This is a genomic window from Microbulbifer sp. CnH-101-G (assembly GCF_052466775.1).
In genome coordinates, this window is record NZ_CP174292.1 from 2038147 (window position 1) to 2060514 (window position 22368).

Genomic DNA, 22368 nt, shown 5'->3' on the forward strand with positions numbered 1-22368 from the left:
CCGCTGTAATCGTAGGCTACCTCATAACTGATCGGCAGGCGGATGACGGACTTATGGCCCGGACGACTAAGGCCGTCGAACTGAGAAAATCGATGAAAGCATAATTTTTGGCTGCGCCAGTGCTGTAGTGGTGATCTACCACTTGGGTGACCCGTCCTCGACTATCATAGTTTTGCCACTACACGATAGTGCCCTCAGTGCCTTCGGTTTCCTGGTAGACCTCACGGCCCAGCACATCGTAATAGCTCAACACCATAGGTGTGCCAGCCTGGGCAACTATTTCGAAGTAGACCGCATGGTGGCTGCAGAGGGGCAGCTGGCACTGCACCATTGGCGAGATATTTTCTGGGCCGGAACCCTCAGAGCATCCATTTCGGTCCGATGCCCAAAGTGATCAAACGTATAGCTGGTGGAATAGCCGTTGGCATTTATTTGACTAAAGGGTAAGCCAGTGCGCCCATCGTAGGTGGCTGAGCTTGCCGCAATCGTTAGGCCCCAGGTATTGTTGGAGTCTTTTCTACAAAATAACCATCATCACTGCCACTGGAGCAATCCATTTGTGTCCAACGAGAGCCTTAAATAAGCGTTGTTGCGTAAGCGCTCAATAAACCCCATCTAAAACTCTGAAATCCATCCAGATATGCTACTGATTTTTAATCATCGGGAGATACCCATGACCACCCAAAGTAAATCCGATTTCTGGCAACAACACCTCATAGACTGGCAAGCCAGTAGACTCTCGAAGGCCGCCTACTGTGAGAACCACAACCTAAAACTTAGCACCTTCGTCTACTGGCATAGCAAGCAGAGCAAATGAAGCTTTACAACCTTGGAATATGAGATCAGCTGAACTATCAAGAAAAAGCGGTTAAATCTAGGTTGGGCAAGATTGATCGCTCACGGACTTGCCGGTTCATGGAGGCCATATTTTTACTCTGCGCGCCGGAACGGCAGAGCCCTGTCAAGCCACACCGCCACAGAGGGTGGTTTATCTTGGTGTTAATTAAAGGGTTTATCGATGCTTATAATAAGAATTTCGCGAAACTATTTAAGTGGACTACAAGCGCAGAAAAAATCATTGTAGAAATCGAATGTGCTAAGAAAGCGTTACCCAATTAACTGTATAAACCACTAGCGTCTTCGGTATTTCGAATGATTTTCTATGCGCCAAAACGTCTTCCTCGCATGAGTTGGGTTATGCGCAAGTTTATGACCCATGCTCCTTCACTCCCGACTTATTACGAGCCCTATATCACTACTACGGGCATGTCCGCCCCGGCTTTACGATGTGCCAAAAGCAGGTTCTCACGTTCCCCTAAGTGGCTTGACTTGAACTCTCGTCGCCTTAACACCGGGTGCCACGCAATCGGTAGAGACTCGGACCTACAAAGGGTAGGCGTTTAGTATGCAAAAGCCAACACTCTCTCTTCAGTCTATATGAGTTTTGGTTGGGCACCCTTCGATACTTCTATAGAAGGGGATCCAAACCACCTATTGCATAGCACTCAAGGTAACAATATTCACCAATATTTCAACAAAAGGACAGTAACCTACCTTCAATTAGGCTGAGATGTATTTGACATAGAAAATCTAATATGGCCTGTTCAATAGGACATATCTGTTTATGGAGATCATATTTTAACCTAGATGATGGAACAGTAGAAAATCCTAAAGTCCCATCATTAAAGGCAGCAGCTTTTAGTTTTTAAACATAAAAGTTACACATGTAATTGATTTCAGATAACTAATATATTATAAAATCAAGATGACACTCTTACTTAATCTCCCCAATATGTTGACGAGAAGTATGTAAATGTAATATTTTCCAATTATGGTCATCTAACTTTAAAACTGCTGTACCTATCCCATAGGTCCCAACCAAAACTTCCGGACCATCACCAGATTGTAGTAGAGCCTCGCTTTTATAATTAAAAGTAGCTGTTGCCAGTTCATCCGAAATAAATATTTTTGTATCAGATATGTTGTAGTCTAAATTCTTAATTATAGAAAACTCATTTTTTAAATGATTATTTTGATAATCATCCCAACCGTAATTTGGTTTAGGTTCAGGGCCTTCAAAAACAGAAAGATCAGAATTACCAACAGTTGCTAGTTTAATTTTATTAAAATCAAGGAGGCTCATTCCTTCAGCATAATTCATGAGAGTTTTTTCTACCATTTTCTCATCCGAGAAATTATTATACGCAGCAAGAGCGCCAGATAAAAAAACTACTGAAAAAGTCAAAATTAACTTATAGCTATTCATTTTGTAACATCCTATCTTAGATTGATTGATATCAGTCGAAGCTCCCACAAACTCAATATTTCCAATAAAATTGATTCATGGTGTTCTTCAGGTACACTTAGTTGCTCAAAAGCATTTGAAATCGTATCATTGATTGAAATGCAATTTTTTAATACATGATAAATCTGCTCTGATATTAAACAATTACGTCCGTCAATAATATTGACGATATTCGCAGTGGTTTCTTTCTGGAAAATTGATTCATATACTTTGCTATACTCAGGAAGTTTAAGTTTACATTTAAGAAGTATTTGAAAAAAGGATTTAGATTTACGACTCACTACGTAGCTTCCAACCACGAGATAATCTAACTCTGTAGTAAGGAAGCAGACAATAGTATCTTCGACCGTATTTACAATCGGCTCAACACTATTATTAAAAGATGTATTCAGTATAACATCCACACCTGTAAGATTTCCAAATTCCTTTATCAAACTCCAATAAAGTAGGTTTGAATCCCTATCAACGGTCTGTATTCTAGCTGTACCATCTACGTGAGTTATAGCACCAAGTTTATCTCTATAATCATCTTTAACATCCACTATGAATGTCATAAATTCAAAATTTTCATCCATATTTAACTTAAAATAATTGCCAGCAGAATGATTTAATACGGATGGAGCAAATGGCCTAAAGCCTTCTCGCTTCTTAATCATTCTATTTATGCGTTCTCGATTCATGTAAGGCCTGGGGTCTGCAATAATACTCCGATTACCAAGAGCGCGAGGACCAAATTCACTTTTACCTTGAACCCAACCAATAACTTTACCATCAGCTATTAAATTTGCAGCAACTGAAGAAATATCATCGTGATGACTGAAGGTAAGGTATTCACTCCAATTTCCAAGTATTTGTGGTATATCTTCCTGGTTAATATCATGACCTAGATAGGGACTTAAAAGGGAAGTTTCTGAAATCGATTGACCAGAAGATATAGTAACATAGGCCGCAGCTCCTAGTGCGCAGCCTGAGTCATGGGCTGCAGGTGGAACAAATACTGAATCAAACAGTCCAGAATTTAAGATCTTCCCATTCAGTGAGCAATTCTGAGCAACTCCACCGCTAATACATAAAGTTGAGTGCTTTGTAACATTCCTCCAATACTTAAGAATGTGTAAAACTATTTTTTCAATAGATGCTTGTAAGGTCGCAGCAAGATCTTTATGAATCTGCTCCAAGGGATCCCATTTTTTTCGGACGGGTAATATCTTGAGTAGGGTTTCATATATTTTATCAACATTGACTATCGAGTAAGCACCATCCTTATGAAGCTCAATAAGATCGAAAAATTGAGATTCAAAACGTTGGTGATCGCCATAGGGTGCCAACCCCATAACTTTATACTCTTCAAACACGTCAAATCCCAAGTGTTTGATTACAGAAACATAAAACATTCCAAGAGAGTTATCAGAAGTAATATTGGAAATAGGAACAAATTGCCCATCACGATAAGAACCGATTAATCCAGAAGTAGATTCACCAAGGCCATCTATTGCCAGAACAAGAGAGTCATTATACCCTGAAAAAGGCAGTGAACTATAAACATGAGAATAATGGTGATTAACAAAATGAATTTTATTTTCCAAATTTGGAGATCCAAGTCTTTCAGCGATCAATTGCCTAGCGTTTAATTTTTTATAATTTTTGTTTGAACGCAAATAGTGCCTATTTAAAAAATTATCTAGAAATTCTTCTTCTAAATAGTATGCAACGCAATCAACATCATCAATTGTTATCGAAGCTGTTGTCAAGCAAAATTGAACAGCCTTCGAAGGAAAAAGATTGGAGTGTTTAATTCTATCAAAACGTTCCTCTTCAACAGCTGCAACTACAACTCCATCCTTCAAAAGTACAGCTGAGCTGTCATGGGATAGGCCGGTTATAGGTGCATAAAACTTTCTATCTTTAATTGTATCAAAACCACCTGAGAGACCCAAAACATACATATGTATTACCTATTAATATTCTTAACTATTTGTCCATCATAAAACTCTACTAATTCGTCAGCCACATCAAAAAATTGATAATCATGAGTAATTAATAGAATTATTTTACCAAGCCTACTTAGTTCAGGCAGTAAATCAATATAAAAAAATTGTTTGAAATCAGGGTCTTGGTCTGCTGCCCATTCATCTAGCACAAGGATTGGTTTGTCCTCTAAAATAGCGGCAAGCATTGCTAATCGCTTACGCTGCCCTTGTGAAAGATTTGTGGTGTTAACAAGGCCATTTTTCAAGAAAATAACATCGTCCAATTTTAGTCTATTAATCCAGTATAAAAAATTTTCATTGCAATTATCAATTAAATTACCCTTAGAATCCAGCAGAAAATTAAACGGAAAAAAATCAAAGTGTATTACCGAAAAATATTCAGAGAACCTAGCAGAATCTTGGCTCAGGCGAATAGTATCACCAATTGTTACTTCCCCTGATTTTGAAGGATATAGGCCCGTTAAAACTTTGATGAAAGTAGATTTCCCACTACCATTACCACCAGTTAAAAACATAATTTTTCCAGGAAAAATATTTAAGTTTATTGGACCTAGTTTAAAGTCCCTACCGGCCTTATCTTTATACCTAAATACCAAATTGTCTATGGTGATGGTACTAGACACACGACTGTCAATAAGAGGTTGGAAATTCCCAATAAATCTAGGACTGAATGTATCCTCAAGTTCAGTAAGGCGCTTATAGGCAATCATACCTCGCCCAATTTCTTGAGTTGCAATAGATAGGAAATTTAGAGGAGATACCAAGAAAACTATTAAAATGGAAAAACTGATTATGTCATAGGAATTTACTGCAGAAATTTTACCACTTAAAAAAACCATAAATATTAAAGCTAAGAATACAACTGAAAGGTTCCAGTTATTACTTAGGCTCCAATACGTTTGTGCTTTACACTCCTGTTTATACATTTTTTTTATGTGTGGGTTAATTATATCCTTATATACATGATTTCTTCTTGCATAATTTGTTGAAAGTTCCTTAGAACCTTCAATTGCAATATTGTAATTAAAATACAAAGTATCTTGTAACTCGCGTAAATTATCAAAGTGCCGCACCACTAATTTTATTAGGAAGAAGGCTATAATTATTATCAAAAAAAGAGAAATAAAAAGACTCACAAAAAGAGCCCATGAAAGGAAGAATAAATATCCTAAACAAAATACCACAAGCACAAAATTATAAATAATGTGAGGTAACATTGTAAAAGTATTTGCTAGACAGTTAATATCTTGAGTGAAAGCAGTTAATATTTTTTGCTTGCCCATGCGCTCAATATTGAAATAACTACTATTGTTTACATGATATAAAAGTCCTTCCCTCATTTGGCATATTGATTTTGCACCAAATCTGGCTAAGGTTATCTGGCCAAGTGAGCCTAAAATAAAGAATGCGAAAACTGGCATCAATAGTTGGACCACGAAAGAAATTGAAATTGTTGATTCATCAACAACAATGTGGTCTTTAATTTGCGCCAAGATATAAATCGATAACATCGATGTTAAACAACTTAAAATCACCGAAAGAAAGATCAATGGTATTGATTTTTTTAAAATATGACGAAACAAAATAATCACCCACTATTATATTTCAAATGTGCATAAGCTAGAAATCGCATTCTCATTCGACAACTTTTTGCCCACTAAATCTGCAAGGGCTTTAACAGTAGGAGAAAGATATATCTCCTCAATAGTTAATGACACCCCAAACTCAGCTTCAATTAAACCGGCTAATTTAATTGCCATAATTGATTGACCGCCAAGATCAAAGAAGTCAGAAAAAATATCGATATCTTCAGTTAAGAAAAACTTTTTCCATAGATTTATCATAATATTATTTGTGTTATCTTGATTTTGTAGGATGTTACCACCCCTAAAGGATTCCTTATAGGATGTCAACAAATCAATTAAAGATTTAATATCTACCTTACCATTAACATTCAGATTAAATTTATCAACAAAATGATAAATATTGGGCTGCAAATGCGACGGGATAACATTATCTACACGTTTCCTAATAAGCTTAGAGGTATCGATATTATTCGGTATAATAAATGCATGTAATAATTCGGACTCTGAATCAAATATCACCTGAGCATCCAATACATGATCAATAGATAATAATAGATGGCGAATTTCAGAAATTTCGATACGCCTGCCTGATATTTTTATCTGATCATCGGCTCTGCCTACACAATAAAGATTCCGTGAAGAATCTAAATACCCGAGATCGCCCGTTTTATAAAACCTAACCTTCCCCATAGATTGAATATCTGAAAATTTAAATTTTGTCTTAGTTTCAAAATCAGAATTGATATATCCTCTAGACACGCCAAACCCAAAAATGCATATTTCCCCTAATATTCCTAGTGGCAGGATCTTATCCTCCTCATTCATAATTGCTATGGAAGTATTATATATAGGATCTCCAATTGAGACATTATTCTCCAACTTATTAACGTGATTAATACTTGAACAAACGGAAACTTCTGAAGGGCCGTATGCATTATAAAAATTAAAATCTCTATACCATCGATCAACGAGGAAACTATCGCAAGTTTCACCAGCAGAGATCACATGTTTTACAGTAGAAAAATCTGATGGTTTCAAATATCTCAAAAATGTGGGTGGTAAAGTAACATGAGAAATTTTCTTTTCATTACAAAATGATGAGAACAATTGTGGGTCTGTTCTTAATAATTTATTATCAGGGATAACAAGAGCTGCACCTGAAGCCCATGCCATAGACCACTCAGAAATCTGAGCATCAAATCCTAAAGAAGCAAAATGAAAGATCCTAGAATTACTATTTACAGAAAACATTTCTGATTGAGACATTGCCAGATTTAACAATCCTAAGTTAGTGTTTAAAACTCCTTTAGGGGTGCCAGTTGTTCCAGAAGTGAAAACTATATATGCATCTTGGTAATGAACTGATCCAAATTCGCTTATATTAGTAATTGATAATTTTGAAATTATCTCACTTAAGAGTATAAAACTTGTTTCGGAACTATTTTCAAAAATATCTTCAACAATAGCAAACTCTGCACAAGACTCGTTTAAATATGTAGGCATCCTTATTTGATCAAGATCAATATCAAATGGAATAAAAATTCCACCGGCTTTTAATATCGATAACTGAAAAATTACAAAATAATCTGATCTTGGCAAAGCTATCGCAATTCTTGTTCCAGAGGTAACGCCAAATGTATTCCTTAACAATATTGCAATTCTTGTAGATATTTTATCAAGTTCTGAATAAGTATATTTAGTATCCCCAAATAACAATGCAATATTTTCTGGGAATTTACGGGCCACAAATTCGAAGCGATCAACGAAAGAATTGAATTTCCACTGTTTTTGGGAGCCTGTCTTTATACTTAGAAAAGTATTATAATCAATTGCATCCCTCAATTTAACATATGGATTATCAACAACAACCCTCAATAAATTAGAGAATATATTAATTATCTGGTGAACGAAATCCATTGAGACTAATTCAGAATTCCATTTCCAGTTTAACGAGAAATTATTTGAAGATTCCAATACATCAAGAGAGAACAAGAATGTATCAGGTAGATTGAACAAATTTTCAAATTCAGACCTAAAATTATTTAAAGAGAAATCACTCTCCTGAAATCTCTGCATGTTAAAAAAACAAGGAATAGCCAATACTTCATTGTCTGTCAAACAAAATTCAACTTGCTTTTCAAAAGGAATAAGTGAATTAGTCAAACACTCTCCCATTGAATGAGCATTATTAAATACAGTTTCATAAAAATTAATGTCATTAACTGTGCTTAGCTTACGAATAATAGTATTTACACAGCAACCGACCACATCAGTTAACTGATCATTATCTCTAAGAGTAACTGGTGTTGCAAATATTACGTAATCAGTGTCATTGAATAAACTTAAAGCCCAAGAAAAAAGAGTCTCCATGATGTAGTGGGTCGAAATGTTTAATTTTCTACCTAAGGATCTTACTTTTTTAGTAAGATCATCATCCACTACCTGGTTTTCGATACAATTTTTACTGTTAGAGACTTGTATATTTTTATTTGGTTTTGGCGGGATAAATGATTTACTATCAAGTAGATAATTGCTCCAGAACTCTAAGGCCTTATCAAAATTAGGACTCTTAGAAAAAGTATTTTCCCAAACTGCATAATCCCTATATTCAAGATCTATTTTTGGCAGCTTATTTAAAAGGGCACCATCACTATTATACAATCTAGAAAATTCACTGGCTAAAAACGATAGAGACCATCCGTCGGCTGATATATGGTGTAAAACCCAAGTAAGTCTAGAGTTTCCTTCTAGGTCTTGTTGTATATTAACGCGAATAGAAGGCTGGCATTCTAGATTAAATGGAGTGCTGATGAATTGTTTTACCTTTTCTATAGAAAATTGATCGTTTATGTTTGGGACTTTTTCAAAAGAAACAATTGAAAACTTATCTTCTTTTAATGTTTGATATATATTTCCATTTTTCTCAACATAGGTATATTTTAGAACTTTATGGCGATCTATAAGGTAATCTAATATTTCTATTGCTAATTTTATATTAAGAAGACCAAAAATCCTCATTGATATAGCAATATTATTTATTGGTGAGCCTTTAGCCAGCATTTCTGAACGATAAATTCTTTGCTGAGAAAAACTAAGAGGAGATAGTTCCCCATATCTCCACATATGTTTATTGATGGATTTACTATCACACTCTTCTGACTTTAATTTACATATGAACTGATCTTTATATTTTCTTATTTCACCAATAATTTCCGTCGATAATGATTCAGGATTTCCATTAATCTTAAGCTCATCATTTTCTCCAACTGATAAACTTATTTTAGAGTCAACACAATACTTAACAAGCTGATAAAAAGTCATACAATAACCTCTACGTTTGATTCGTTTGCGCACACTTCCTGAAGACTTTCAATCATCTCAGTCATATATATTTTATTAGCGATTAATGAAGACTGTAGAGAAATGGTTTTTGCGCTCATAATTTCTGCGAGCTCTAACGTCAAATTATATTTTTTAGTTAAAGAAACCAAGAGCTTCACAAATAGCAACGAGTGAGCACCTAATGAATAGACATCTAAATTCATTTCTTCAATTTTGCAGCCAAGCAGCTCTTCCCAAGAATTTAATAAAAATGAAGTTACGTCATCATTAGAACTTTGAGATAATACTAGATATTTGTTGATGCTAAATAGCTCATGATTTGTATCTATGGACTTATCAGAAAGAAGAGGAAATTCGTCAACTTCTATTATTTGCGAAGATTTAATATTGATTGAGAGCTTATTATATATGTAATCCAAAATTACATTCAGCTTATATCCATGATTAATTTTAACAAAAAAAAGGAATCCATTATCCGTGCTTTCATTAAATATTTTTAAATAAGCCGTTTCTATAAAATCAGATTCATTTAGTACATTTTCAACCAATTTGAGCTTTGAAAGGATAGGAGTATTTTTAATTAGAATTTGGGGGTTGGTCAATATTTTGATCTGACCCGATTCATTGATACTCACAAATACATCTAGATCAAATAAATACTTATTTAATGAACTGTCGAATAACTCAATCTCGATTATATTTTCCAGGTTATAGTGCTCAACTTCAGCAGGACTTAAAGCTAAGTGTAATTTACCAATACTCGAAGCTGGTAATATTCTTTTATTTTGATCTAGTAGAGCGTATGATAGTGTCTGAGTCACTTCTATCAGAGAAAATAGTTCGGAATTGATACATGAATCTTTAGTGACTTTCACTATATCTTCCCTAGTTACAGGAAAGATATTTTTAGAATTATTCATACCCATGAAAGTATTATTTAAATTTTCTAAGCCCGAAACTCGTATAAGTTCGTTTATATAAGCTTTAAAAATATTTAGCAAGAGGTAGTGTGATTCTTCAGCACACCATATATTCAAGGCAACTTCCAATTTATTATTCGTAGTTGATGTCGTAAAGCCTATAGGAACGCTAGTATTTTCAAATCCACTAAAGGAGCTGTTGGCTATTTCATGATAACCGTGCTCCGCATGCTGATGAGAGTGAAAATTAACAAAAACAAACATAACTTGCATTGATCGGGGATCATTGAAGTCCAGGTTGGAACTCTGGGCTATATCGGATAAACTTAATTTTCCAAAATGCTTAATTCTCGCCAAGTTAGATTTGATATATTCGATTTTTTCTGACCAACTTAGAAAAGCGTAGTCCTGCCGAATCCTTAAAGGTATAGCCTGAGTAAAACAACCCGTTAAATACTCAGCATCAGAAACAATTGGCCGAGTATCATCACCAATAGAATACGTAAAGTCCTTAAAGTAACTAAATTCTGATAAAACAGATGAAAATATCGCAGAGCATACCGTTTTAATATCTACCTGAAAACGCTTAGAGATATCGGATAACTTGTTATACGTAGATGGGGATAACTCCTCAACAATGTTTAGGGGCTTTATGTTATTGGTGTAGTTAATTTTATCCGATAACCACAGCCAGTTGGAACCATGTAAATAATCGGCCCAGAACAATCTATATTTATTATCAGACTTTATTTTTTCTTGCTCTGAAATGTAATCCAGAAGCGATGCTCTAATCCTTGATAACCGTGGAGCAGTACCAGCTCTGATATCAGAATACGTTTGCGCAAGATCATTAATAATGATCGAATTGCTCCAACCATCCAATATAGCATGATGAAAAGACCATGAAAAAAGGTATTCATTAATTGATGTTCTAAATATAGAAAGTCTCCATAAAGGAGCCTTATCAATAATGAATGGAGTATTCAATTCATCTAACAATAATTTATCAATCTCATTTTTTCCAGAAAAGAAATCATTTTGAGAAAAATCGTAATAGGATATTAATGGTTTAATTTCCTTGTTAACAATTTGAACTGGCTTCGGATAGTTATAGATATCAAAAAAACTTCTTAAAGATTCATTCTTTGATACAACATGGGAAAGAGACTCTTCCATTGATTGCAAGCAGAAATTTTCTATTTTTACATGATATACGTTCCTAATATGGTAAACGTTATGATCTTTAAGTTGATAGCTCTTTTGGATCATATTAAAACTGATATCAGGAATATAAAAGACACTTTCTACTGAGTCTACATTAAGCTCATGAAAATCCTTTTCATATTTTAAATTAAAGATTTGTTTCGATACGGAACACTCAATATTTGTCTTTTTACTTGCAATCAATTTGTCAAGCTTAGAAACCGTTGAGTTTTCATATAACTCTCTAATAGAGATCTTAATGTTTAGCTCTTCATATATTCTAGTTAGAAATCTAATTGCCTTAATAGAATCTCCTCCTAATTCAAAATAATCATCGCTACCTATTAACTCACTGGAACCAACAGCTTCGGAGAGTAATTTCTTTAGAGTTTTATTTATAATAGTGATAGAGTTAGTATCGACATCACTAGTCTTTTTGTTATCAGATAAAGAAATTAATGCATTTCTATCTATCTTTCCATTATCGGTCCTTGGAAATTCTTTTAAAACCAGATAATCTTCGGGAACCATAAACGGAGGCAAGTATTTACAGCAATGTTCATGTAAAAGATTAATGTTGAAATTATCCGAAGTAACTTCAATATACGAAAATAGTATATCATTTCCATTGGCATCTTTAATAAGAGTAATACTATTTACTACACTGGGATAGCGATTCAAAATAGATTCTATCTCTAGAAGTGAAATTCTATACCCCCGATGTTTTACCTGAGAATCAGCTCGGCCCAAAAATTCAAATTCTTGATTAGGTAATAGTCTACAAAAATCTCCTGTCCTGAATAACTTATGATATTTATTAATTACATCGTTTTTAAAAGTTCGACCAAGAACAAATTTAGAATTTGTTAGCTCAGTATCATGCAAATAACCAGCAGTTACACCAGGCCCAGAAATATAAAGTTCGCCAACCTTACCCGAAGGAACAATATTACCATCCTTATCAAGTAATAATGCAGATGTATTAGCTATCGGTGAACCAATTAGACTCTTCTTATCTTTTCCGGTTACCCTTTTGACAATACAACCTACTGTAGTTTCAGTGGGGCCATATTCATTGAAAACACAAATTTCTTTGTTTAATTCTTCTAAGTAAGATACTTGATGAGGATATAATTGTTCTCCACCAACAATTACTTTATTTAAATCGGTTTTTATTAAACCTAACACCTTAACTAAATTTAAATGGGTGGGAGTTAATTTTACTATATTAATATTATTTCCAGGATCAAGTGCCTTATAAAGGGAGTCACCTATATAGTCATCTGAAAATAGACTTACTGTTCCACCACAATTTAGAGGGCAGAATATATTAGTAATTGAGAGGTCAAATGCTAAAGAACTAAAAACCGCACTATTAAGAGGCTTGTTATCATAATAATAATCGCTCGCCCATTGAATATAGTGCTCAAGATTAGAACGTGTTACCGAAACACCTTTAGGCTCTCCGGTTGAACCAGACGTATATATAAGATAGGCTGGTTTATTATAATTAGGTACTTGCTTTACCAAAGCATTGTCATACCTAAAGGTATTTACCGAAATTATATCGCAAAATATCTCATGATTAAGCGTGCATTTATCATTAATTAATATACAAGTGGCGCCGCTATTATCCAATATATATTGGATTCTAGCTATTGGGTAACTTGGATCAATCGGTAAAAATGAAATACCAGATTTATAACAAGCAATAAAAGAAATTAATGACTCTACTTGTTTTGTGGCCCAAACAGCTACAATTGGCCCCAAATCTTTTTTCAATAAATGTGTTGCTAATGAATCGGACCAAAGATCCAGTTCCCTATAGTTTACACTGAAATGTCCATCTCGGATGGCAATATCATAAGGTTTTCTATCTGCATTATTTCTCAAATTATCTAAAAATGTTGCCGTATATTCAATTGATTTGCCTTGGATCTCACTCAAATTTTCGATTTCATTTGAATTTTCTATGCTATATTGGTCGCGAGAAAAGAGAGTACTGAGCCAGCTATAAATCAAGCGTGTTGCGATTTTATGATCAATTGGAGACTTATCCCAAGTGAGGTTAATATATAGATATTCACTATTATTTATAACAACCAAACTTAGAGGTGAAATTGTTTCCGCCATTATTAAAAAATTCAGTTTATAGTGTGAACTATAAAGAATGTGAGAAAAAGCTGGAGTTTTGGAAAAATAATCTATGTAAGAATTATGCTCAGGCAAGAAATCTAAATATTTAACGGCATCAGATGCTATTAAATTTGGGCGCTCCATATCTAATAATAAACTGGGAACTGATAATTCCAGACATCCTAGTATTTTATCCAGAGAAGAATCTTCTCGTGCTCTAGTTCTAAGCACAGGCTTAATATTATCTTCGAATAAGCCATATAAGTAATCCGCCCATGATGAGTAGAGTTCTGCAGTTGTAAGGGATAAAGATTCAGATAGGTGGATAAATTCTTCAATATTCCCAGAAGTAGATAAGCCATCATTACCAAAAGGCCAACTAATATAATTTGGAGAAGTGATTTTCTCATCTAGAAATTCTTTGGCATTTTTAGAAAAACTGCCATTTAATATTTCATCCTGCCATTCTAAATAATCAAAGTATTGAAGTTGATTTTCTAATTTTGTCTCGGAAGAAAGGCAATCTATAAAATTTAACATAGATGCCAAGTCCAGTTTTATTGATGGGGCAATAAAAACTAGATGTAAATTATCATCAGTGATATAGAATTTAAAAAATATATTCTGAGAATTAATAATCTCCAAGGAACTGATTATATCTTGTACTATGCTTTTTATTTCACCAGTGTTTTTAGCCTTGTGAACATCAATCTCCACCAACATCTCTTCCTTAAGGAATTGAATTGGAATATCATAATCTTCATTATCAGTTATTTCAGAATAAAAAATATCATCACGAGAACATTTTTCTACAATTTTTGTTTTAATATTATCCAGGCTATCCTTTGGTAGCTCAATAGCTAAACAGTTATATTTAAACTTACCTCTAAAAGCCTTATAGGTCTGCATTTGTTCCAAGGTTAGCGGGAAATACTCTTTAATATCATCCATGTGGATCACACCTTAATTTAATTACTTAAAATATCAGAGGTAAGAATTTCACTCATAGCAACTAGGATTTTTCTTTTTCCCGTAAAAGGCATTCGACCATGAGTAATCCTCAAGTTATCTACCAAAAGTAAATCACCAATTTTCCAATTGAATGTATTTTCTTCTGATGAATATATATCATGAAGTGTGTTAATATATTCATCTGGTATTAAATCACCATCGCCAAAGATGACGTTTCTCGGGAAGGTATTTTCATCGAATAATGGAATATCGCTTTGGATAGATTTTTTTAAATTGGAATTATGAAATAAATGGATTTGGTTAAACCAAATATTATTATTAGAGTTAGGGTGTTTTAAAACTACTTGTGAACTATGTCTAGTTTGAAGATTCCCACTTTCCTTCCAATAATAATCTATATCGTTATTTGAACAAAATTCTTCAACAACTTTAGGGTCAGAAGTTTGGAAAACCTCTTGCCACCTTAAATCCAAAAAATCACTATAATTACGTATATATTGAATACCCTTTTGCATGAATTCCTTAATTAAAATATTAGGTATCTTATTGAAAACTTTGAAACCGTCAGCTAGTGGTGTCTGACCGTCTTTAAATCGATCATCAGTGCAACAAAACCATAATAGGCGAGGCCAATTTTTAGAATATGCATTTTCATGGTGTTGAACTATTTTTTCTGATGCAGGATACTCGGTGCTTGTATATATAGAATTATTTACTTCTGATCGAGGGGTGGATCTATTGATATATTTAGCTGCATTAGTTCCCATGGCACTAATTACATCTTGCATTGAGCCAGGATTATCTATATTGAAATCACGAAATAGTATCGCGCCATATTGATTCAAATAATCGTCAACTGTATCTCTCTCAGAAGATAACCATGAAGAAAGAGACATTCCACGTATTGTAGGTTTTACAACTAGTGGTAATGTTTGATTATCTGAAAAAAATTCAGTGAATATTTTCGGTGTTCTCCTCGTTGATTTTTTTCTCTTCTTAAGAGGAGGTCTTTCTAAAGAATTAATTTCTATAGTATGTTTAGATGGGGTAGATATATCAATTATGAATTTTTTAAAACTTTCTTGCCATAGGTTGATGGCCTCAATTGAGTATTTATTACTGTCAAATTCAAGGCAAAAATTAATAGTTTCATTTGATGAACTACAATATAACCATAAGTCAGATTTGGCAGTTTTATTGTTGAGTTTTACAGGGCTTATTATGAAATCATCAATCTCAAAACTTCTTTCACTTTTATCAATCCATGTTAATCCAATTTTTACTGGATCTTCTATACCCTGCTTCTTGAATAGATCTTTAACCAAATCAAAAGGATATTCCTGAAAAGGTCTAATTAATTTTAATTCTCGCTGTAACTGGCTGGATAGTTCAATAAAATTCTCTGACTTGTTGATTTTTGTCTTAAGAAATACAGTATTTATAAATACTCCAACTAAATCATGAAGCTGGGTATTTTCACGACCTGAAACAGTAGTAAAAATATTAACTTCTTCAGTTTCTAAAATTTTGCAAAGCCAGGAACTGAAAATAACATAACTAAGCTCAAATCCGGTTAAAGAGGAATTTAAACTTAAAAGTTGATTGTAATTTTCTTTCTCTAAAAGAAAATCTATACGATATGGTGAACCATTTTCCTGATTAGTTTCAAAGCAATAAGGTAACCGGGAAGTTATATTGACATCAGATATTTGGTCTTTCCAAAACAATTTAGCCTTTTCTGCTTCAGGACTATCTAGCCAGAAATTTTGCCATATAGAATAGTCGCCATAATTTATTCCATTGATATTTTCTGAGACATCTCTATTACTATCATAAATATTCCACAGATCCTTTTGTAATAATTCGATTGACCAGCCATCAGCGATGGTATGATGTATACATATATTTAATAGAAAACGATTAGAATCGTAGGCTGCATAACTAAATCGGACTAACCAATCAGAAAATATATCAAACGGTCTAGAATTGTATTCCAACAACCTTTGAATAGCAGATTCCTTATTATCAAATTGATCACCCAAACAAACAAGTACTGGATAGGTTTTATCAGCAGTAAAAAATTCTTGGTTTAATTGATCACTAACCCACTTAAATTTAGTGGAGAGTGAAGGATGAAGCAGAAATAATTTTTCAACTGAATTATATAATCTATCGACATCAAGATCACCCTCAATTGATAAAATGCCTTCCATATGGCAGTACGTGCTATCAGCATCGTACATATGCATTGCAATAAATCGTTTTTGACTACTCGATATGGGGTAATAAGTGGAAGTATTTTTAACAACTTTATCAGATGAAGTTATATTGGAGTGACCAGAAAGGCACATAAGATTTAGATCATAAATAGATCTCGATTCATAAATCATAGATACATTACAGACATATCCATTTAGCCTATTAATTGCCCTTGTGAGTCGAAGTGCTCTAATTGAGTCCCCCCCAACTTCAAAAAACGACTGATGAGAAAGAAAATTTTTGTGTCCAAGAATTTCAACGAGTGTGTCATTAAACGACTTCGGAAGATCACTAGTTTCTCTTCTTAGATTCGGTTCGATTAAAGTCAACTTTTCAATATCAATTTTCCCGTTAATATTTAAGGGAAATTCTGAAACTAATTGGATTTGATCTGGAAGTAGGACATTTGGCAAGATTCCCCTTAGATATTCCTTAATTTCTGATGCCCGATCAATACTGAATTTATAATCATCTACAACAACAAAAGAGATGAGACTGTTTTTAAAAATAGTTAGTGAACCCTTAACATAAGGAAGTTTAGAAATGATAGAATCTATTTCTTGGGTTTCAATACGAACGCCATTTCTTTTAATTTGCCTATCAATCCTTTTTAGATAAACTAAATTATTATCATCATTTATATAACCAAAATCACCAGTTTTATATGCACGAACACCCTGTAAATGAGAGACTTCTACAAATGAATGGACATTTTGTTCCTCACTATTAATGTAGCCAAGGGCGACCCCCATACCAGTAATGACAATCTCACCAACTACTCCTTTAGCGAGAGGCCTATTCTCGGAATCAAGAATGCTAACAGAAAGACCATTTATGGGTTTTCCAATTGGAACATGGCTATCAGGCTCAAGCTTATTTTCCGGTTTGTAAATACTTGTACATACTGTTGACTCCGTTGGACCATAAGCATTTACATAATTTAGTATTGATATCCATTTATTTACGTCACTTATTTTTGGTTTACTGCCAGCTGTAACCAATGTCTTTAAACTTTTTATTAAATTGAAGTCTAAATTGGTAGCAATCTCAGGAGGTAATATCGCAAATGAAACATTTAAGTAATTTATTCTCTGAAGAAGGAGGTCAGGATTAATCCTAATTTTAGTATCAATAAAGCATAATGTACTACCAGCCACCAAGCATGGAAATATCTCTGAGATAGATGCATCAAAAGAAATTGATGCATATTGTAGACAATGCTGCCCTGGTTTAAGCTGAAATTCATGTATATAATTCTCACATAAATTAGACAAACCTAAATGGCCTATAGAAACACCCTTAGGTACACCAGTCGATCCTGAAGTGAAAATAATATAAGCTGGATTAGTATTGTTTATACTAAAATTTTGGTTTTCCTTGTACCTACTATTATTAATTTTCTGTATATTGATTTTAAGATGCTCAAATTGATATAAATTTCCATCAGTTACAACTACTTCAATTTGAGCAATATCTAAGATAATAAGTTTTCTCTGTTCGGGCAATGAAACATCTAATGGAACAAAAGTCGCATCAAGGTGTAAAATAGCTAAAGCAGTAATAACAAAGTCACTATTTTTTTGCAAAGAAATTGCAACTCGGCTCCCTTTTACAACCCCAAATTCCTTTAGTTCTTTAGCTAGGTTTGTTACACAGTACCATAAATATCTATAGCTAATTTTATTATTATCTTCAGTGAATAAAGCAATAGAGTCAGAAAATTGGACAGCGTTTCTCTCAATGGAAACTGTTACTTTCTCCTTAATCTTTTGGTATGGGCTAGCATTCAATTGCCAATCCACATTCGGCATGAGGTCTACTAATTTAAATTCATTTTCGGTTTTTATTGCCTTTAGTAAATCAATAAAAATACGTTTTAATTCATGGATATGATGATCGTTAATATATATAGGGTTATATTTTATTTTAATAGTAGGAGTTTTTGAACTTACGTTAACAATCATATCTAAGTAGGTATTAGATTTATCGTGGCCTGCTATTGATTTGGAGCGGTCAATATATTTTTCAAAAGCATGTTCTTTTAAAACATGAAAATCTAAATAAACAAATACAGAATTAATTATGTCTAGACTAGTATCAACTGAAGAGTTAACGATTTTCTTTATTTTATTGTAGGGAAGTCTTCCGAAATATAACAAATCATTAATTTTGTTGGTTAACTTAGTTAAATTTTTTAATAATGAATCATCATAATTAGTTCTAAATCTAACTGGAACTGTATTTAAAAAACACCCGAGTAATCTTTCCCCGCCTTCTTTTAGTGGACGTAAATTCTGGATAAGTCCTATGGCAAAATCCTGTTCGAAGGAAAATCGAGAGATTGCCTCTTTAAAGCAAAATAAATAAACATTCTTTTCCGGAATTCCATTACTTTTTGAAAAATCCGATATAGATTCAAATAGATGCTTATTGAGATTAAACTCGACTTCCCTCTGAGTTATAGCTGGTACAGCCATTGATTTTTTATTGAAACTAAAATCATTTATACCACTAAGTTCAGTCGACCAAAAATCTAGATACGAACTATTGTTCTCAATATAAAATTGCTCAACCAAAAAGTCTTTATATCTACATTTCGTATCTGAAATTGGGTATTGTATATTTTTGCTATTATTAAGATACAAATCAAAAAATTCGTTCCAAAAAAGTGCACTACTCCACCCATCCATTATTGCATGGTGTAAGCTAAACACAATACAGAACCTATCCTCTTCAAGCTTAAGAATATACATTCTCCATAAAGGGGGGCATGATGTTATAAACTTGTTTTTTCGATCTTCTAAAAGAAGATCTTTAATAATTTGGTCATAAGTATCATTTCTAATACCGGACAAATCACGCCATATCAAGGGTACTTCGATATTATGCAGTACGAAATGGAAAGCATCATCTCTACTGAAATTGAAACCAGAACGCAATGTTTGGTGTTTTAAAATTAAAGCTTTCAGGCAATTTTCAACGGTCGATTTATCTAATGAAATATTCTTAGTGTAGAAATAACTTTGATCATGATAAGTATATTCATTTTCATCAATTTCGGAGTGGAAAATCATTCCCCCCACTATATCACTAATAGGGTAAACATATTCATAACTATCGTCTTTATATTTTTCATTAAATAATTTAATTTCCTTCTCATATTTACACTCTACATGACTATTATCTACCTCATATTTTTTCTTTTCTATAAGGTTGAATATTCCAAGTATAGTCGGATTGCTATATAGTTCAGATGGAGTTATTGATATATTCGTATTCTTTTCTATACTAGCCAATATTTGTATAGATTTGATCGAATCACCACCTAAATTAAAAAAGTTGTCTCCTATACCTATGTCTTCTAATTCTAAAACTTCTTTCCAAATTGAAGCTAGGACTTTCTGAGTATAATTTGTCGGAAGTAGTTTAGGCTGCTCTTTAGAAATTAATTTTTTCTCGGCCTCTAGAATTGTTTTCCCTCGATCAACTTTACCATTAACATTAAGAATAAATTTATCGAATATTACAATGTCCTTTGGTATAAGATAAAGAGGTAGGACAAGCCTCAATTCCTTATCAATATTTTCCTTTGAGAGCTTGGAACATAACGCACAGAGCAAACTTCCTTCATCATTTATCCAAGCAATGGCCTGAAAGACATCATCCAAACCTCTCAGAGTATTTTCGATTTCAGCTAAACTAATTCTCACTCCACTTATTTTAACTTCATCAGAATCTATTCTGCCTAAGAATTGAATTTCTCCATGTTCTAATAAAATACCTTTATCACCAGTTCTATATATTTGGCTACGAGACCATGGACTATAAATGAACTTTTCTGATGTTAATTGATGATCATCAACATATCCAAGAGCTAACCCTGCACCGCCAACCAAAATCTCGCCAGAGAAATAAGGGGGTAGTGGCTCTAGAAACTTATTAACAATGAATGAATATGTATTGTCGATAGGTTTACCAATTGATATTGCTTCATGCTTCCCCATTACTTTAGCAGTTGAACATACAGAATTTTCGGTTGGTCCATATTCGTTTATCAGAATTGAATCCGGGTATAGTTCAAAGTGCCTAGATACATGTGCAACACCTACGGACTCACCAGCTAGGGTTATTGACACCAGCCCTCGAAATATCTTGGGATGGCTTTCCGTTAAGGCCATGTAAATAGAAGGAACCATCATCATTCTTGTTATTTGATATAAATTAAAAATTGATGATAGGTATTTACCATCGAGGCGTTTGTGCTCGAGTGGCAAAATAAGCTTTGACCCACTGATCAAAAAACTCCAAATATCTACAATAGAGCTGTCAAAATATGGTGAAGGGAACTGTAGATTTATATCATCAGGGGTAATTTTATAAAAATTTTTTCTCCATCGAAGAGTATTCATTATTGCACGATGGGTTATTTCCACACCTTTCGGCTCACCGGTTGACCCCGAAGTAAACATAATGTAGGCAATATCGTCTGGGTCTACTGACGTATAAAAATCTCCGGAAGGTATAATATTATCAAATTCTAAATCCAATATATAAAATTGAGTATTCAAATCCGATGCTGCGACCATAAGATCAGAATTAATAATGGATAATTTACAATTACTACTATCAATTATTTTCTTTAACCTTTTTTGGGGCCACTCAGGGGAAAGTGGAATAAATGATGCACCAGATTTAAGTATTGCAAGCATAGCAACAAGCATTAGATTAGAACGCTCAACAATGATTGCTACTCTGTCTCCTGTATTAATGTTAAAGCGCTCATGAAATATCGAAGCCAAATACGTTGAGAATTTATCCAAATCATCATAGGTTAAATTTTCATTTTGGTGAACCGCAGCTACTTTGTTTCCGTATTCCGAACAAATCGTTTTTAAGGCATCAACAATAGTTAAATCATAATTAGAATCATTATTTCCATTTTTAAATTCCGGAACTGAAAGCCAGTTATTATCAGGAGGAATTACACAATTAATAATTGGTTGATCTAGATCACGACCTGAACTTAATATTCTGTCAATCGTTTTAAATATATACCTATAAACAGAATCGTGCTGATCGCCAAATTCAACTTCAAATGTATTTAAATTGCTGTTAAACAGAATTGAATTTTCAATTTTGGATTTATATTGTGATTCATGTAATTCATTAATTCGAAATCCGATATTTGTTATGTTTGAACTTTCATCAAAAAACGAATATGGAAAATTTGAATAATTTATCGTATCTTTAATTACTTCTTTGGTTTCTTTTAATAAGGTTCTAATTGATTCCCTTCTTGGTTCAAATATATATAGAATATCTTCAACAAAATGATTTTCCGTATCATCTTTTAACCTTGGTGACTTGAGGGCAAGAGTTTCTCTCGAAAACAAATAGCTTATCGTATATGAAAACAATGCACTCAGTATAATATACTTCTGCATAAGGCCATCATTAGAAAGATGAGCCAGATGATCTTTAGAAGATTTAGAAAACTCGTATCTTATATTTTTTATGTTATTCTCCGCCATATTTCGAGCGGACTCAAGGTTAGTTTTTGTCTTTAGTAGATTAAGCCGATTACACCAAAAATCACGATGTTCTTGATATGCAGGTCCAGAAAATTTAACCTTATCAATAAGTATGTTCATCTG

At 33.4% G+C, this 22368-nt stretch carries 8 protein-coding genes; 1 reads left to right on the top strand and 7 read right to left on the bottom strand.

The features are described from left to right. Nucleotides 1-178: 178 nt before the first annotated feature. Entirely contained in the window at nucleotides 179-331 is a 153-nt protein-coding gene (locus ACJJID_RS08970) for a hypothetical protein (protein WP_444922421.1), read from the bottom strand. Between the two features lie 342 nt (nucleotides 332-673). On the opposite strand from ACJJID_RS08970, the gene tnpA reads away from it, so the two are divergent. Further along, nucleotides 674-817, top strand: coding sequence for an IS66 family insertion sequence element accessory protein TnpA (tnpA, locus tag ACJJID_RS08975; RefSeq protein WP_444922422.1), 144 nt, complete (start codon nucleotides 674-676; stop codon nucleotides 815-817). Nucleotides 818-1774: 957 nt separating this feature from the next. Here the strand turns inward: tnpA and ACJJID_RS08980 are convergent. Genes ACJJID_RS08980 through ACJJID_RS09005 form a run of 6 tightly spaced genes read right to left on the bottom strand, consistent with a single transcriptional unit; the run spans nucleotide 1775 to nucleotide 22365 of the window. Then, nucleotides 1775-2266, bottom strand: coding sequence for a hypothetical protein (locus tag ACJJID_RS08980; RefSeq protein WP_444922423.1), 492 nt, complete (start codon nucleotides 2264-2266; stop codon nucleotides 1775-1777). 11 nt (nucleotides 2267-2277) lie between these two features. Continuing rightward, nucleotides 2278-4251: a carbamoyltransferase family protein gene (locus ACJJID_RS08985; protein ID WP_444922424.1), complete on the bottom strand. Its 1974-nt coding sequence runs from the start codon at nucleotides 4249-4251 to the stop codon at nucleotides 2278-2280. 5 nt (nucleotides 4252-4256) lie between these two features. Continuing rightward, nucleotides 4257-5879 carry a cyclic peptide export ABC transporter gene (locus tag ACJJID_RS08990; protein ID WP_444922425.1) on the bottom strand — a complete coding sequence of 541 codons (1623 nt, stop codon included), beginning with the start codon at nucleotides 5877-5879 and terminating at the stop codon, nucleotides 4257-4259. 15 nt (nucleotides 5880-5894) lie between these two features. Further along, a complete protein-coding gene (locus ACJJID_RS08995; protein WP_444922426.1) occupies nucleotides 5895-9203 on the bottom strand; it encodes an AMP-binding protein in 3309 nt (1102 codons plus the stop codon). Further along, complete coding sequence (locus tag ACJJID_RS09000; RefSeq protein WP_444922427.1) at nucleotides 9200-14434, bottom strand: amino acid adenylation domain-containing protein; 5235 nt, start codon at nucleotides 14432-14434, stop codon at nucleotides 9200-9202. Before ACJJID_RS09000 ends, ACJJID_RS08995 begins: the two co-directional genes overlap by 4 nt. Before the next feature lie 17 nt (nucleotides 14435-14451). Further along, nucleotides 14452-22365 carry an amino acid adenylation domain-containing protein gene (locus tag ACJJID_RS09005; protein WP_444922428.1) on the bottom strand — a complete coding sequence of 2638 codons (7914 nt, stop codon included), beginning with the start codon at nucleotides 22363-22365 and terminating at the stop codon, nucleotides 14452-14454. Between the last annotated feature and the right edge of the window lie 3 nt (nucleotides 22366-22368).

Bases quoted from the DNA above. Each gene is read 5' to 3' on its own strand.
- ACJJID_RS08970 (WP_444922421.1), bottom strand. From the start codon at position 331: ATGGTGCAGTGCCAGCTGCCCCTCTGCAGCCACCATGCGGTCTACTTC.
- tnpA (WP_444922422.1), top strand. From the start codon at position 674: ATGACCACCCAAAGTAAATCCGATTTCTGGCAACAACACCTCATAGAC.
- ACJJID_RS08980 (WP_444922423.1), bottom strand. From the start codon at position 2,266: ATGAATAGCTATAAGTTAATTTTGACTTTTTCAGTAGTTTTTTTATCT.
- ACJJID_RS08985 (WP_444922424.1), bottom strand. From the start codon at position 4,251: ATGTATGTTTTGGGTCTCTCAGGTGGTTTTGATACAATTAAAGATAGA.
- ACJJID_RS08995 (WP_444922426.1), bottom strand. From the start codon at position 9,203: ATGACTTTTTATCAGCTTGTTAAGTATTGTGTTGACTCTAAAATAAGT.
- ACJJID_RS09000 (WP_444922427.1), bottom strand. From the start codon at position 14,434: ATGGATGATATTAAAGAGTATTTCCCGCTAACCTTGGAACAAATGCAG.
- ACJJID_RS09005 (WP_444922428.1), bottom strand. From the start codon at position 22,365: ATGAACATACTTATTGATAAGGTTAAATTTTCTGGACCTGCATATCAA.